This is a genomic window from Ignavigranum ruoffiae, assembly GCF_900110675.1.
In the GTDB taxonomy this organism is placed as follows: Bacteria; Bacillota; Bacilli; order Lactobacillales; family Aerococcaceae; genus Ignavigranum; species Ignavigranum ruoffiae.
This window is the reverse complement of the sequence record NZ_FOEN01000002.1, coordinates 150012-165478: the sequence shown is the minus strand read 5'-3', so window position 1 is coordinate 165478 and position 15467 is coordinate 150012. Positions and strand designations below refer to the sequence as shown.

The following is a 15467-nucleotide window of genomic DNA, read 5'->3' as shown; positions in this document are numbered from 1 at the left end:
GACTTAGATGAGGAGATTAGGCCGTGAAGAAGATATGGGGTTCAATTCAAGATCAAGCCCTTAAGAATAGAAAGAATCGAATTTGGTGGCTGATGGCCGCCATCTTAATGCTGATGGTCGTGGTATGGTTGATTGTAAGTGTAGTCGCTGGAATCTTTAATATAACTTCTTCCGAGAAATTCTCGCTAGACCAGCCCTTAGCTTCCAAGCAAGGGCCCAAACTTTCGCAATTTACTCCTCTACGACAATTCAATTTGGATCCCGAGGATCGGATTTTGGTTCAAAGTCTAAAGGATAGCGACTTGAACGTAGGGGTTTCGCATCGAACTGATGAGCCCTTGCTCGCAGAAGTGGTGAATCAAGAAGCAACGAGCGAGCTTGTTGAAGAACCTGAGGTTGTACCTTGGTTCTACTACAGTCCCAATGTTGCCAAGCTGTCACTGAAGTCAAGGGCCAATCGCTATCAATTAATCAAAGAAGAGAGCATCAATCAGTTCGCTTGGTATCAGGCAGCGGGGAAGGTCTATCTATTTCAATTTGGTCAACCTTATACCGGCTGGCATGACTTGCCCTTCGAGGGCTGGCGTTATTATCAACAGGGGCTAGCGACCGACCAAGTGATCGATATTCCCCAAGCGAAGCAAATGAATAGTCAACGTGAACGTCTGGCAAAGTTAATGCCACGACCTCAATGGCGAACCATCTATCTAACGCCTAAAGGACAATATTCAGCCAATGCAGCTATTAAACCAGTTCAATATAGTATTCTCTATAAAAATACTGATGCTTTGATTATGACGGCACCGCCGGGAAGCAAAGGTTCTGGCTTATTAACCACCACGGAGAACTTTTTTGAGATGCCGATGGAAGTAGTGGAAGAGGCTCAAACCCTAAACGGGGAATGGCTCCATGTCAATATCGGTTATGAAGATTTAGGCTGGATTAAGAAAGACACGACTTATCAAGATTATGTCCTGACCTATTATAGTGAGCGTGAATTATTAGATACGATTGATCAGATCTTGCAAGAAGAGGTTGATGGGATTAATGCCCGCGTAGGTGCTTCCTTTATAAATAATGAAACGATGGCTCAGACTTCCTATAATAATCAGATTTTCTTCCCAGCTTCGACCCAGAAGATTTATGTCTTGGGTGAGCTTTATCATCAGTATAAAACAGGACAGCTATCCCCAGAAACCGTGGTGACGCTCTATGATGAAGATAAAGTGCCCGGAGCTGGAATTATCCAGGGCTATGCCAATGGCTCACAATTCACCATTGATGAACTCGTTGACTTAGTTTCAATCTATTCGGACAATACGGCAGCGAATCTGATTATTGATACGGTCGGTGGCGGTCCAGTCATTAATCCGCATATTCATCAGATGGGACTTTATGATACCTATATCCAAGGGAAATATTATGGGGGGGATAGTACCTGGTTTACTACTTCACCCGCCGATGCGGCTCGCTTCTTCGCCTATCTGGCTAACAATCAAGTTAATGGAGAACCCTGGGATGAGATGTTGATTAACAAGTTTACCATGAATACCCATACCTTCTTGCGGACTTACATTTGGGGTGACACGCGGTCATGGAACAAGTCAGGGCTAGGTGGTACTGAACAGAATGATGTGGCTACTTTCGTCACGCCTTATGGCGAGTACTCCTTGGCTGTTTATACTGCTGAACCGGGTAATTATGACATTATTGGTGAACAAGTTGCTCAACTTTCTGTTCGTGTTCATGAGGCATTTAACGATATTCGTTCTAAATTATGGATTAGTGTTGATGAAACGACTCGAGCTGATCAGTAAGGCTGATTAAGAATTTTGGGCTAAACAGACAAAATCCCCGAACCAATTATTTTGGCTCGGGGATTTTATTTGGGTTACGGTCAAGGATAGATCAATTGAATCGATGTCTCCTGCGACCGTCTTTTATTGGGCAAAATTATAGGCATTAGAGATTAGTGATGAGGGAGCGATGGGGTTAGATAATTCATAGAAGATCTTTGTGCCTTCGCGTGACGCAGTCACTACTCTTGCTTCTCTCAATTTACTGATGTGCTGAGAGACAGTGGACTGTGGAAGAGACAAGACATCTTGAATCGCCCCGACATTCAGGGTTCCATTATGATACAAAGCGAGGGCAATAGAATATCTGATTGGATGAGCTAAGACTTTGATGACACTCACTTTTTCAAGAACTTCGGCAGCCTCGACATCGATACTTTTCATTTTATGCCTCCTTCTCTTTTATTGGACTTATTTCATATTTTACCACGATATATTAAAATTACAAATAATATAATAAGTATAGCTGGCTAGTTGAATAGATGGTTTTATTGAAGCATGATGGAGACTTGATGGGCTTTAGCTAGTTTTAATTGAGAGAAAATTTAGCAAAAAGCTCAAAATTACAAAAATTACGATTGGATTACAGAGATGTAGCTTAGATAACAGAATGCCTTGTTAATTTAAGAGTGGATAACGAATCATCGGATTTGATTGTCTCGGGCCGATTTTTCAGGTACGATATCCCTTGTAGTTAGAAATAACCCTCTTTTTCGACCTCTTTTTGGGTCGTGAGGGATCTTATTATAAGGAGTTTTACATAATATGAAGAAGAAACTAACTTTGACTGCCTTGACCTTGTCAATGGCCTTGTCCGGACACGCTGTCGCCCAAGCCAATGATTCATTGTCTCAATTCTCTTGGGTAGCTCGTTCCTTAGAAGAAGTGATGGCTTCAGTCCGTCAATCAAAAGAAAATCAAGTGGATTATGTCGTTCAATGGGGCGACACCCTAACTTCAATTGCTAGCAGTTTAGACATGGGTGTGCTTGAATTAGCGGCATTGAATCAGATCGAAAATCCCGACTTAATTATCGCTGGATCAACCATCTCATTTGACCGTCAAAACCATACTCTGACCGTCAATGATGAAATGTATTCGTCCATTAATGGAGCACCCGTTGAAAATGTGACAGAGGCTCAAGAAATTGCCTCTGAAGAGATGCCAGTCGTCGCTGATTTTGAAACAGCAGGCGAAAATCTTTGGACAGAAACGTCTGAAGAAACTGAACAATGGTTAGAACCCTCTGCGGTTGAAGAATGGGTCGCTGAAGAAACAACAACGACCGAAGTTGCTGAAGTCGAAACGAGTGCAATTGAGTCTGATTGGACAGAAGAAACTAGTCTGAGTGAGGCCACTACGGAAGCTAGCAGCGAAACTACTAGCGAGATCGTGGAGACCACTACCGAGACATCAGTTGAAACTGAATTAAGCACAGAAGAAACAACAGTAGAGACAGAACCTGTGACCGAAGCACCAGTGGAAACTGAAGTCGTTACCGAAGCGCCAGTGGAAGAAACTGAAGCAAGCTCAGAACAAGTAGCCCCAACTGCAGGCATGGATGCCTATTCAGCTTTCGAGTTGATCTGCCAAAATTATGGTATCTCTGCCAGCGAGAAAGATCAATGGGCCTTTATTATTAACCATGAATCAGGCTTTAATCCAACCATTTCTAATCCATCATCAGGAGCTTATGGTCTACCACAAGCCCTACCAGGAAATAAAATGGCTAGTCACGGAAGCGACTGGGCAACCAACCCATATACTCAATTAGCATGGATGTATGACTACATGGTAGGCTCATACGGATCCATCTCAGGAGCCTATAATTACTGGCAAGCCAATGGCTGGTATTAATCATTGAATTTGAATTTAGGAAGCAACGCAGCGAAAGCTGCGTTGTTTTTGTGTTTCATGGTATTTATTAAATTTGTGATTGTGTAAGATTATCTCATTTCTCCTATTAAATTTCTTTCTCCTATCGTACAATGGGTAGAGGAAAGGGAGTGGCTGAATGACTGCGACACGAATTCAATTTTTGGCTGGCTTAGATACGATTGGCGGGAATATTATTCTGATTGAACATGGGGATTATCGTGTGATTACTGATTTTGGGGCTCAGGTGGGTGCCCAGGCTAAAGATTTACTTGATTTATCCAAGACCGTAGAATTAATCGAGGCTGGCTTGTTGCCCAAGGTTGATGGAATCTATCCGCAAGAACAAGTGCAAAGGAGTCAGATTCAATCTTATCAATCCCGGCAAAAAGAGACCATTATCTGCTTAAGCCATCTGCACATTGATCATCTGGGGTCTTTGAAGCATGTCAGTCCTGAGCTATCGGTCTATGCTTCGGCGGAGGCGCTGCCGCTGTATCAACAGTTAGTCAATCATGGCTTTTTACCAGATTATCAGCTAGAGTTAAGACCAGTAGAAGCAGAGGTTCCCTTAGAATTTGGCCCTTTTAAAATCCGTTATCGGCAGAGTGACCATGATACTTTGGGGGCTTCAGCAATCTTTATTGAGTGTTCGGATGGGCAATTGATTCATTCAGGAGATTTGCGTCTAACCGGTTTTCACCCCGAGCGGGTTTGGACTTGGGCTTTAGAGGCCCGGCAGAAGCAGGTTGATTTGCTTCTTCTGGAAGGGACCTCTTTCTCTGAATTTGCCGATCGGCAAACACCCGTCGCTTTGGCTTTGGCTGAATTAATGACTCCGCTTCAAGCGCCTAGTGAGTTAGGGCTCTTACAAAAGATAAAAAACTTGTTAACCCAACATCCTGATCAGCTTTTTACCTTTAATGGTTATCCGCAAAATGTAGAGCGTTTCATCCAGCTTGTCGAACTTTGTCAGCAATGTGAGCGGCAAGTCCTGGTTCAAGAAGCTTTCTATCATTTTATTCAACCTTTCCTACCAGCTCACTTAATAGTAAAATCTTTCAACCAGGCAGGTTTAGTCGATATTCATTCTGATCCCGGATCCTATCTTATCCAAGTGGATCAAGATTTCCTGGAAATTATTGATCAATTGCCTCGAGGTAGCTATTTACATTCGAATGGCGAGCCTTTAGGTTTTTTTATGCCCGGTTATGAGGCGTTTGTCCGCGGAATCGTGGAACGCGGTTGGAAATTCTATCAAGCGGATGTGTCTGGTCATGCTGAACAGCGTGATTTACTCAACCTGGCTTATCTGATTCAAGCCAAGGGAGTCTTGCCTTGGCATAGCTTCAATCCGCTGGAATTTGGTCAGGCTTTAAACCAACAAGGTCTAGCCACTTGCTTGCCGGTTAAGCATCAGTGGTATACTATAGAAGAAATCAAGTCGATGATTGACCTACAGAAGGAAGGAATGGCATGACTTTGGAATTAACCCTCTTTGTTACTAGTGATACCCATGGACAATGGATTGAACGGCCGGATGCCGATAATTTATCGCTCAAAGATACAGCCGTATGCTTAAAAAAATTACAAGCTAAATGTGATCATCCTTATTTAACCATTGATTTAGGTGATTTTATTCAGGGTTCTGGCTTAGCCACCTATTATGCTCAAATTGAAGAAAATGGGGATATGTTTGCTCGGGCCATGAACTATTTGAATTACGATTATCAATTGATTGGCAATCATGAGTTTAACTTTGGTAATCAATATCGTGATCACATTTTACAACAATTAAAGGCGAAGATTCTAGCGGCCAATACCGTGGACGCTATTTCGGGTCAACCTATTTATGGTCAACCTTACGATATCATTGAAATTCAAGGTCAAATGATTGGGATTATTGGTTTAACAACTTCCTATATCAAACATTGGGAATTAGCTCAGAATTATCAAGGACTCGATTTCCCAGATGCCTTTGACACCGCCAAAAAATATGTAGCCGAACTTAGACCCCGAGTCGATGTCTTGATTCTGGCTTATCACGGGGGCTTTGAGAAGGACTTGGTTGATTTCCAACCGATTGAACCGCAAACCGGTGAAAACCAAGGAGCCAGGATGTTAGAAGAAATTCCGGGAATTGATGTGCTCTTGACGGGTCACCAACACCGTGAGATTGCCGAGATCGTCAGACAAGTTGCCGTAGTACAGCCAGGATTTGGTGGCGAATGGATCGGTCGAATTGATTTGACCATTGATCACCATCGAATAATTGATAAGTCGGCTCAACTCATTCCGATTAGTAAAGCCAAGGAAGATGATAGCAATCTGATGGCTGTCTTAAATCCAGATTATCAGCAAGGACGTCAATGGCTACACCATGTGATTGGTAGCGCCGATATTCAATCGCCAACTCAAGATGCCTTTGCTGCTCGTCTGTACGGCCATCCCTATGCTGAACTCTTAAATCAATTGCAGTTAAAAGAGACGGGAGCGCAATTCTCTGGTATTGCGATCGTTAATGATAGTTTCGCTGATTTTGTTGGTCCAATTACCAATGAGAAGTTGCTCCTCTCCTATCCTTTCTATAACTTGATTGCTAAGGTGGCTTTGACTGGTCAAGATTTAAAAGAAATTATGGAATTTAATTTGAAATATTTCTCTTTCAATTCACGAGGAGAGTTGCGGGTTAACCCTCGTAAATTAGAACCAAAACCTCAACATTATAATTACGACCTTTATTCAGGTTTCCATTGTTTAGTCGATTTAAAACAGCCAATCGGCCAACGCGTGCTAGAAATGACCGATGAAGCTACTGGCCAAGCCATAAAGATGGATCAAGTTTATACGGTCGCTGTGACCCAATACCGGTCAGTGGGTGGCGGCAACTATCATTGGTTTAGTAAAGACAAAGTCTTATCCCTGTCCGAGATAGATATTGCCAAATTAATCCACCAAGCCTTGGAAAATTACTCTGCCAGTGATTGGCAAGCCATTAATCAAAATTATCGCCATATGGACTTCGTTGAACCCTATTCCTTAGCCAAAGACCCTCTAAGTTTGGACGAGTAGCTTTCGCTGGTAAGGGGAGACGGTTTCGTGGAGACAATATGTTTAGGTTCATTTGAATATTTAAGCTATTTGTCTCTGTTTTATGCGATCCTAGTATTTTTAAAATCCGGGTTCAGCCAATTTTATTTCTTCTTGAAAACTATTCGACTATGAATCCTGAGCACTTGATTATTGGGCAAATTTTGTTCTCTTAATATTTTTCAGTTCTACTTGCTAAGCGGTCAATCATAATTTGATGAGCCTTTTAGCTAGATAGGACTTTTTTTACTTTCTGTTAATTATTTTCCCATAGCTTATATGATGATTAATAAATTTAATAATTGTCGGTAAGAGCTCATATTAGCAAGCTTTAAGTCTAAGCCATGGCCAACCTTTACATAAACTTTACATTACAATGGCTGATTATTTGCTATATTTAAGATGTAACTATCTTATGATGAGGTGAGAACGTGCAAGTCCGCTTTGACGATGTCTCTTTACGTTTTGGAGATAAAACGGTATTAAATCATATTTCTTTTAATCTTCCTGACCGGGCACTGACCTCATTCTTGGGTCCGAGTGGGAGTGGCAAGTCGACGACGCTCTATTTGATTTCGGGTTTATTAGAAGTCAGTTCTGGACGGATTTTCTTTGATGATCGGGATGTGACGGATTTAGACCCGGTTAAACGGAATATTGGCCTAGTCTTCCAGAATTATGCCCTTTATCCTCATATGACTGTTTTAGATAATATTATGTATCCCCTAAAGATTGCCAAAGTCCCTAAGGCTGACCGGGTCCAACGCGCGAAGAAAATGGCAGAACTCACACAAATTGCTGACCAATTAGATAAATTCCCTAGTCAATTATCAGGAGGGCAGCAGCAACGGGTGGCCATTAGTCGTGCCTTAGTCAAAGAACCATCTGTCTTATTGATGGACGAACCCTTGTCCAACTTAGATGCACGGTTAAGAATTGAGATGCGCCGCGAGATTCGGCGGATTCAACAAGAAACTGGAATTACGACCATCTTTGTAACCCATGACCAAGAAGAAGCCTTGTCGATTGCAGATAATGTCATGATTCTTAATGAGGGTGAAATCCAACAAATGTCTGACCCAGTCAGCTTGTATGCCCAACCGGAAAATCTTTTTGTGGCTAAATTTATTGGTTCGCCGGTGATTAATATCTTCCAACCTCAGAGTCCTAACTTATTAAAACATAAGATCTTAGATAAGGATGCTTGGCAATATCTAGGGGTACGGCCTGAGCATTTAATCATGACTTCTGCAGATGAAGCTTTACTGAAAGGCCAGGTAAGTCGGATTGAGCAGGTCGGTAAAGATGTGACAATCTATTTACAAGGTCCTGGTGAGGATTTCGTATGGTCTCAAACATCTTCGACGCCCGTCGAAGTGGGTCAAGAACTATTCTTCAAGGTAGCAGATCAGAATCTCTTGCGTTTTGATAAACAAGGCCGACGGATTGAGGAGGCTAACCATGAACCAGAAAGCTAGTTGGAAGTCGACATGGCGAGCTGGCCTCTACACTCTACCGATGTTAATTTTAGTCGGCATCTTTACCATTTATCCAATTTTTAAATCGGCTGAGATGAGTTTGCAAGAGAATTTTAAAATCTTCACTGGTGAATTCAGCGCTTATGGCTTTAAGAATTATCAGATTCTATTGAAAGATCGGAAATTCTACCAGGCTTTGAAGAATTCGGCGCTCTATGTTCTCGGCGTTGTTCCTGCTTCGTTAGTGATTTCTCTTTTAATTGCCAATTTGCTCTATAGTATCAAAAGATTACAGAGTTTTTTTCGTTCACTTTATTTCATTCCCTTTGTTACTTCGACCGTGGCTATTTCTGTGGTTTGGTCTTGGTTGTATCACTCACGCTTTGGTTTAATAAATTATGCCTTGACCAGTCTGGGGCTACCAGCAATCAATTGGCTCAATTCTCCTGACTATGCCATGATTGCCGTTATTTTGATGGCAATTTGGAAAGGCTTGGGCTTTAATATCCTCTTATTATTGGTCGGCCTGTCTAATATTGATGACAGCTATTACAAAGCGGCCAAAGTTGACGGAGCTGGGCCTTGGCAACGTTTCTGGACCATTACGCTGCCCTTGTTACGGCCCATGTTATTCCTACTATCCGTCATGGGCGTGATTAATGGATTCAAGGTTTTTGATGAAGTCTTCGCTTTATTCTCGGGTCGGCCGGGGCCAGCGGGTTCTGCGACTACTTTAGTTTATTATCTTTTCCAAAAATTCTATGTCCAGAATAAATACGGGGTAGCCGCCGCTTCGGGGATTGTATTATTTGCCATCGTCCTTGCGATTACCTTGATTCAGTATTATGGTAATCGTTATTTTGCTAAGCGGGGAGGGGAGTAGCATGCATCGCAGACAACAACCGAGTACGATTTTACGCTATGTCTTGCTGACCTTGGGTGGAATTTTGATGGTGATTCCTTTTTATTGGATGTTAGCAACTTCCTTGAAATCTCCCGGTGAAGTGGCTCAAATCCCACCAACTTGGTTGCCCAAGTCTTGGCTATTCTCTAATTATGTCAAAGCATTAAAGACGGCTCCTTTTGCCCGTTATTTCTTGAATTCGCTCTTTGTGACTACAATTACCACTGTGGGCGAATTATTTACCAGTATTTTAGCGGCTTTTGCCTTTGCCAAGATGAAATTTTGGGGCAAGAATGTCTTATTTATTCTCTTATTATCAACGATGATGGTCCCTGGTGAGCTAATGACTATCCCTAATTTCGTCACTTTATCGAAATTGAACTTGATTAATACTTATGGGGCGCTAATTATTCCTTGGCTTGCCTCAGTATTCTCGGTCTTCACCCTGAAACAATCCTTCGAATCGATCCCAGATGCTCTTTATTATGCAGCCAAAGTTGATGGGTCATCGGACTGGCGCTTCCTCTGGGAAGTCATGGTGCCCTTGTCTAAGTCAACCTTGATGGCGGTAATGATTCTAAAGGTGATTGGTTCTTGGAATTCATTCATGTGGCCATTGATTGTCACGAATGATAAATCTTTACGGACTTTACCCGTGGGACTGCAAGCCTTTACCACGGAAGCAGGTACTAACTTCGAATTGTTAATGGCTGCTTCAACCCTGGTCATTGTGCCCATGGTAGTCATCTATTTGTTGTTGCAGAAGTATATTGTCCAAGGAATTTCGCGCGCTGGTATTAAAGGTTAAAGTTTCAGAAAAATCTCAGGAGGGAAAATTTTCCATGAAAAAAATTATCAATCTACTGGCTGTTTTTGTCTTAGCGGTGGCGAGCTTATTTAGCTTAACGTCTGTATCCGCTCAAGAAAAAGTGAAAGTGACTTTCTGGCATGCGATGAATGGTCCGCATCAAGAAGCCATCACTGAATTAGTTAAACAATTTAACGAGTCTCAAGATCAATATGAAGTTGTCGAACAAAACCAAGGTGAATATGATACTTTAAATCAAAAAGTCCTTGGCGCTGTTGTTTCGAATGAATTACCGACCATGTCTCAATTAACCCCTTCAAATATTACCGATTACGCTGGAGAAGGGATTCTAACTCCACTCGATGATTTACTTACCGATGAGAATGGTTTTAGCCAAGCCTTAATGGATGATATTTACCCAGGGTTCATGGCCGGGGTCAAGATGGATGATCAAATTTATGCGATTCCATTCTCTAAATCAGTTCGTTTGATGTTCGTCAATAAGGACTTATTGGATAAAGCGGGCGTTGAAGTTCCTAAGACTTGGGATGAAGTCAAAGCCTTAGGCGATGCCTTGAAAGAAGCTGGCGTAGATAAACCAGCTATGGGCTTAGAGAATGGCTTCTCCATGGAACTTGAAACCATGGCGCGTCAAAATGGGGCCACTTGGATCGCTGAAGACTTATCTTCAACCGATATCGCTTCAGACAAAGCCGTGGAACCTATGCAATTCTTAAAAGATTTAATTGATCAAGGCTATGCTCGGACTGCTGGCGAAGATGGTTATATGTCTGGTCCATTCTCTCAAGGTGAGTCTGCTCTTTATATCGGTTCTTCTGCCGGAATCCCTTATGTATTACCAGGGGTTGAAGAATCTGGAATGACCTTAGAAACGGCTGAAATCCCAGTTTACGGTGAGGGTGAAGCTTTAACTTTATTTGCCGGGAATGATTTAGGGATCTTCGAATCAGCCACTGATGAAGAGAAAGCTGGTGCTGTGGCTTTTATGGCTTATCTTTTAGAGGCCGATAATACAGCTACTTGGGCCACCAAATCAGGCTATTTACCAATTACCAAATCGGGTACAGATTCTGAAATTTGGAAGAAATATTTAGAAGAAAACCCTTATGTAGAAGCAGCGACCAAAGAATTAGAATACGGTCAATCACAAGTTCCATATGTAGGTTCTGGTGAAGTCTTTAATGAATTAAATACAGTCATCGAAGATATTGTCTTAAATGATGCCGATGTGAAAGAAAGCTTGCAAAGCATTGAAGATTTAGTCAAAGGCCACTTAGGACTTTAATGAAAGATTCTGCCAGCAACAAATAATTTACCTTGCTTTAACCGGCAAGGTATTTTTAATGCAGACTTTCTGTTATGATAATTAAAAAATGAAAGGAATTAACTATGGAAAGTAAAAAAACACTAACCAGTCTATTGTTAATCTGTCTAGCGGGTTTGGTCTGGTTCTTTACCAATACGAATTCACCGGTTCAAGAGGCTTCGCAAGGGGTGACCGAGCAAGCCAGTCAAATTCAAGAGGATGGCTATTATTATAGTAAAGAAGAAGTGGCCGCTTATATTCATCAGTATCAACGTTTACCTGATAATTATATTAGTAAACAGGAGGCAGAGAACCGCGGCTGGACTCCTCAAGACAAAGAATTTGTGGTAGGTGGCAATCGTTTCGGTAATCGTGAAGGCAAACTACCCAAAGCACAAGGCCGACAGTATTACGAGGCTGACCTTCAATCAGGTTATACCGACCATCGTGGGCCTGAACGCTTGATTTATTCCAATGATGGGTTGATTTATTACACCCCTGATCATTATCAGACCTTTGAACAATTATATTAGGAGGAAACTATGGATTATATTATTGATGGGCAAATGATGACCAGTCGAGAAGCGACCTATGAATATTTGATTGAGACGTTACAGTTGCCTGATTATACAGGTCATAATTTAGATGCTTTATGGGATGTCCTCTTAGATTTGCCTGATTTACAGATTACCTTTATTAATGCGCGCTACTGTTTAGATAATCTAGGTGATTATGGTCGTGATTTGTTAGATCTCTTTGGCGATTTGAACTTTGAAGACAACGACGAAGTTGTGATGTATTGGTAAGCAGTTAGCTAGCAACTAGCGAGATTTATCACTATATTAAGCTGATGACACATTTAAAAATCTAGGCCAAAATGAACGGAACTGTGAGAAATGTTTGAGGTAAGCAAACATGAAGGTATAAAGACTTTCGAAGTCAATCTTTATCAAGCTGGGTTTCACTAGGGGACCCGGCTTTTTATATTAAGAAAGCTATATGACTTTATATTGCCTAGGGGTAAAGCCCAGGTTTTGTTGGTCCCATCAACCTATGCTATAATTAGCTCGTTATAGAAAGCGAGGAATTATTCTATGTCAGCGATTATGACTCAAGCCGATTTAATTCAGCAGATAGGTCAGGCGACCCAAATTAAAGATCGGCAGATCCAAGCAACGCTAGAATTGTTAGCGGAGGGGAATACGATCCCTTTTATTGCCCGTTACCGTAAGGAAAGGACGGGGTCCTTAGACGAGGTTCAAATATATGAAATCCAACAACAGCAACAGCAAATCTTAGCCCTAGCTGAGCGAAAGGCGGATGTTAAACGTTTGATTGCTGAGCAAGACAAGCTCACCCCAGAATTGCAAACAGCGATCCAACAAGCTGCCACTTTACAACAAGTTGAAGACCTTTACCGACCTTATAAGCAAAAACGGCGAACCAAAGCTATGATTGCCAAGGAACAAGGACTAGAACCATTAGCAGATTGGTTACAAGCTCCAGAAGAGACCGGCAATATTGAACAGAAGGCTGAGCAATTCCTTTCCCAAGAAGTTGAAGACGTTCAAGCCGCCTTAGCGGGTGCTCATGAAATCATTGCTGAAGCTGTGTCTGATCGGGCTGATTTCCGCGATTTTATTCGCAAATATTATCATTATAATGCGGTGGTCCAAAGTCAGCTGAAAGATGCAGAAGCTGATCCGCAAAAGGTCTACGAAATGTACTATGATTTCACAGAAAAGCTGAGCCAACTTCAGGCCCATCGGACACTGGCGATGAACCGCGCTGAAAAAGAAGGCGTCATCTCGGTCAAGGTGGAGGCGGATGCTGAACCAGCAATTCATTATATGGTTAAACGCTTTGTGGCCGATTCTTTGGCTGAGGCGAAGAAGGACCGCGTCTTGGCAGCCATCGAAGATGCCTACAAGCGTTTCATTCAACCGGCGATTGAGCGAGAGATTCGCAACCAAATGACAGAAGAAGCCGACCAACAAGCGATTGAAGTCTTTGGTTATAACTTGCGTCATTTGTTACTCCAAGCTCCCCTTAAGGGCAAACGGATTATGGGCTTTGACCCAGCTTATCGAACGGGTTGTAAATTGGCGATGATTAATGAAACAGGTTATGTTTTAGCTAAAGCAGTCATTTATCCGCATAAACCGGCCAGCCAGCCCCAAAGACAAGCGGCAGCTGACAAACTAGCTGAGCTTATCGAGGAATATCAAATTGAAGTGATTGCGATTGGCAATGGAACAGCGAGCCGAGAATCTGAACAATTCGTGGCCCAAGTCATCCAAGAACATCAACTAGCCGCTCGCTTTATTGTGGTGAGTGAAGCAGGGGCTTCAGTCTATTCGGCCAGTGAGGTTGCTCGCCAAGAATTTCCTGATTTCCAAGTGGAAGAACGATCAGCAGTATCAATCGCTCGTCGATTGCAAGATCCCTTGGCAGAATTAATTAAGATCGACCCTAAATCAATGGGAGTAGGTCAATATCAACACGATGTATCCCAAAAAGCCTTAAACGAACAACTCGATTTCGTGGTCAACATGACAGTAAACCAAGTCGGCGTCGATATCAATACGGCATCGGTTCAACTCTTACAGCACGTCTCAGGCTTGAGTTTAACGACCGCCAAGAATATTGTGGATTATCGCAATAGTATCGGTAGCTATCAGTCGCGAGACCAGATTAAAGCGGTGAAACGACTCGGTCCCAAGACCTTCGAGCAAGCGATTGGTTTCATTCGGGTCTTAGGTGGAGACAATCCCTTAGACCAGACCTCGATTCACCCAGAATCTTATCCTTTGGCCCGGAAAATTTTAGCCCTAGCTGGTATTGATTTAGCTGACCTGGGCAGTGAGCAAGCCACACAGGTCCTCGGCCAACTTAATCTCACTGATTTGAGTCAAGATTTGGCTACTGGTAAAGAAACCCTCGAGGATATCTTGGCTGGCTTGATGCATCCAACGGCGGATATTCGTGATGGTCAAGCTGCCCCAATCTTACGCGAGGATGTCTTAAGTTTTGAAGATTTATCAGTCGGTATGACCTTGCAAGGGGTGGTCCGCAATGTGGTTGATTTTGGAGCGTTTGTCGATATTGGCGTCAAGCAAGACGGCTTAATTCATATTTCCAAATTATCGGATAAGTTTATCGAGCATCCTGCAGAAGTGGTCGCCGTCGGTGATATTGTTGAAGTTGAAGTGATCTCATTGGATCCACAAAGTCAGCGTATCGGTCTGAAACGCGGTTGATAAAGTTAAGATAAGATTGAAGCTAAATTTTGTTTGTGTAGGCAAGATATAGATACCAGATATAAGTGCACGGGTTGCGTCAATCAATAAAGCATCAAAAAACCGGATATTTACCATTCGTCGGAATTATTAGTGTCGATTCGGTAAATATTCGGTCTATTTTTGTTTAAATATTTAAATTCTATTGGATGAGTGATTGCTCAACGCGTCTCTATAAAGTTATTGCTTGTTGAAAGTGACCTGGTGCTGGTCATCAACTAAGTTACCATCTTTGTCCTTAGCAAGTTGGAAAAGATACTTATCATTCAAGGCTAATTCTAAGCGGTTATCTTGAACCATTGCCGATTGAATCAAATCTTCAAAGACTAATTGGTGACTAGCTTCATGATCGGTATCTTTATTTTCTCGGTAAGAGGCTTTGGCGATTAAGAGCGAGTCTTGATTACTTTCAGTCGGATCAGCTAAGTCCTGTCTAGGCTCGTTGGCCACAAAATTCTTAATCTGCAGATAAACTTCTTCTAGCGGGTCACCTTTGCTAATAGCTTGCTCGATATCGTCTAGATAAAGTATGACCTGGTCTTCTTTGACAGAAATCTCCTTAATAAAACTATCTTCTAGCGTATAACTTCCGATAAAATCATCAAAACTTAAGTCTTTAGCCACAACTTGAGGAGCAAATAGGTTAAAGATAAACAAGATAGCTAAGCTAAACAGCAGATAGGGTAGACACTTCTTAAGCATTCAAATCCTCCTCTAACATCATTATCCTATGGGAAGCGTGGAACAAACGACAGCAAAATTGACGATCAGCCTTAAGAGATTATCATTATAATTTGATTATAGCCGAAAATAAATTTAAGCCAAGTAGA

Annotated in this window: 13 protein-coding genes; 11 read left to right on the top strand and 2 right to left on the bottom strand. The window is 42.1% G+C overall.

Annotated features, from left to right (window positions below):
* Window positions 1-23: 23 nt before the first annotated feature.
* A complete protein-coding gene (locus BMX34_RS02905) occupies window positions 24-1817 on the top strand; it encodes a serine hydrolase (protein WP_092570604.1) in 1794 nt (597 codons plus the stop codon).
* Window positions 1818-1940: 123 nt separating this feature from the next.
* Here BMX34_RS02905 and BMX34_RS02900 read toward each other — a convergent pair whose 3' ends face one another.
* A complete protein-coding gene (locus BMX34_RS02900; RefSeq protein ID WP_092570601.1) occupies window positions 1941-2240 on the bottom strand; it encodes an ArsR/SmtB family transcription factor in 300 nt (99 codons plus the stop codon).
* Between the two features lie 381 nt (window positions 2241-2621).
* Here BMX34_RS02900 and BMX34_RS02895 point away from each other — a divergent pair, with 381 nt between their 5' ends.
* The 10 genes from BMX34_RS02895 (at window position 2622) to BMX34_RS02850 (ending at window position 14598) form a co-directional block, all read left to right on the top strand.
* Window positions 2622-3713: a LysM peptidoglycan-binding domain-containing protein gene (locus BMX34_RS02895; RefSeq protein WP_092570599.1), complete on the top strand. Its 1092-nt coding sequence runs from the start codon at window positions 2622-2624 to the stop codon at window positions 3711-3713.
* A gap of 157 nt (window positions 3714-3870) precedes the next feature.
* On the top strand, window positions 3871-5211 hold the full coding sequence (locus BMX34_RS02890; RefSeq protein ID WP_092570597.1) for an MBL fold metallo-hydrolase: 1341 nt from the start codon (window positions 3871-3873) through the stop codon (window positions 5209-5211).
* Window positions 5208-6803: a bifunctional metallophosphatase/5'-nucleotidase gene (locus BMX34_RS02885; protein ID WP_092570595.1), complete on the top strand. Its 1596-nt coding sequence runs from the start codon at window positions 5208-5210 to the stop codon at window positions 6801-6803. The genes BMX34_RS02890 and BMX34_RS02885 overlap by 4 nt, the downstream gene beginning before the upstream one ends.
* A 449-nt stretch (window positions 6804-7252) precedes the next feature.
* A complete protein-coding gene (locus BMX34_RS02880; RefSeq protein WP_092570592.1) occupies window positions 7253-8299 on the top strand; it encodes an ABC transporter ATP-binding protein in 1047 nt (348 codons plus the stop codon).
* The gene (locus BMX34_RS02875) at window positions 8283-9182 is read left to right on the top strand and encodes a carbohydrate ABC transporter permease (RefSeq protein ID WP_092570590.1); all 900 of its coding nucleotides are present in this window, start codon (window positions 8283-8285) and stop codon (window positions 9180-9182) included. Before BMX34_RS02880 ends, BMX34_RS02875 begins: the two co-directional genes overlap by 17 nt.
* A 1-nt stretch (window position 9183) precedes the next feature.
* Entirely contained in the window at window positions 9184-10011 is an 828-nt protein-coding gene (locus BMX34_RS02870; protein WP_092570588.1) for a carbohydrate ABC transporter permease, read from the top strand.
* Between the two features lie 34 nt (window positions 10012-10045).
* Complete coding sequence (locus tag BMX34_RS02865) at window positions 10046-11317, top strand: ABC transporter substrate-binding protein (protein WP_092570586.1); 1272 nt, start codon at window positions 10046-10048, stop codon at window positions 11315-11317.
* A gap of 104 nt (window positions 11318-11421) precedes the next feature.
* Window positions 11422-11871 carry a ribonuclease domain-containing protein gene (locus BMX34_RS02860; RefSeq protein ID WP_092570584.1) on the top strand — a complete coding sequence of 150 codons (450 nt, stop codon included), beginning with the start codon at window positions 11422-11424 and terminating at the stop codon, window positions 11869-11871.
* A 9-nt stretch (window positions 11872-11880) separates the two neighbouring features.
* Entirely contained in the window at window positions 11881-12144 is a 264-nt protein-coding gene (locus BMX34_RS02855) for a barstar family protein (protein WP_092570582.1), read from the top strand.
* 288 nt (window positions 12145-12432) lie between these two features.
* A complete protein-coding gene (locus BMX34_RS02850; protein ID WP_092570579.1) occupies window positions 12433-14598 on the top strand; it encodes a Tex family protein in 2166 nt (721 codons plus the stop codon).
* Between the two features lie 219 nt (window positions 14599-14817).
* Here the strand turns inward: BMX34_RS02850 and BMX34_RS02845 are convergent, their stop codons facing one another.
* Window positions 14818-15339, bottom strand: a complete 522-nt coding sequence (locus BMX34_RS02845) for a hypothetical protein (RefSeq protein ID WP_092570577.1) — start codon at window positions 15337-15339, stop codon at window positions 14818-14820.
* Window positions 15340-15467: the final 128 nt, after the last annotated feature.

Bases quoted from the DNA above. Each gene is read 5' to 3' on its own strand.
- BMX34_RS02890 (WP_092570597.1), top strand. From the start codon at position 3,871: ATGACTGCGACACGAATTCAATTTTTGGCTGGCTTAGATACGATTGGC.
- BMX34_RS02885 (WP_092570595.1), top strand. From the start codon at position 5,208: ATGACTTTGGAATTAACCCTCTTTGTTACTAGTGATACCCATGGACAA.
- BMX34_RS02875 (WP_092570590.1), top strand. From the start codon at position 8,283: ATGAACCAGAAAGCTAGTTGGAAGTCGACATGGCGAGCTGGCCTCTAC.
- BMX34_RS02900 (WP_092570601.1), bottom strand. From the start codon at position 2,240: ATGAAAAGTATCGATGTCGAGGCTGCCGAAGTTCTTGAAAAAGTGAGT.
- BMX34_RS02860 (WP_092570584.1), top strand. From the start codon at position 11,422: ATGGAAAGTAAAAAAACACTAACCAGTCTATTGTTAATCTGTCTAGCG.
- BMX34_RS02850 (WP_092570579.1), top strand. From the start codon at position 12,433: ATGTCAGCGATTATGACTCAAGCCGATTTAATTCAGCAGATAGGTCAG.
- BMX34_RS02855 (WP_092570582.1), top strand. From the start codon at position 11,881: ATGGATTATATTATTGATGGGCAAATGATGACCAGTCGAGAAGCGACC.
- BMX34_RS02895 (WP_092570599.1), top strand. From the start codon at position 2,622: ATGAAGAAGAAACTAACTTTGACTGCCTTGACCTTGTCAATGGCCTTG.
- BMX34_RS02870 (WP_092570588.1), top strand. From the start codon at position 9,184: ATGCATCGCAGACAACAACCGAGTACGATTTTACGCTATGTCTTGCTG.
- BMX34_RS02865 (WP_092570586.1), top strand. From the start codon at position 10,046: ATGAAAAAAATTATCAATCTACTGGCTGTTTTTGTCTTAGCGGTGGCG.
- BMX34_RS02845 (WP_092570577.1), bottom strand. From the start codon at position 15,339: ATGCTTAAGAAGTGTCTACCCTATCTGCTGTTTAGCTTAGCTATCTTG.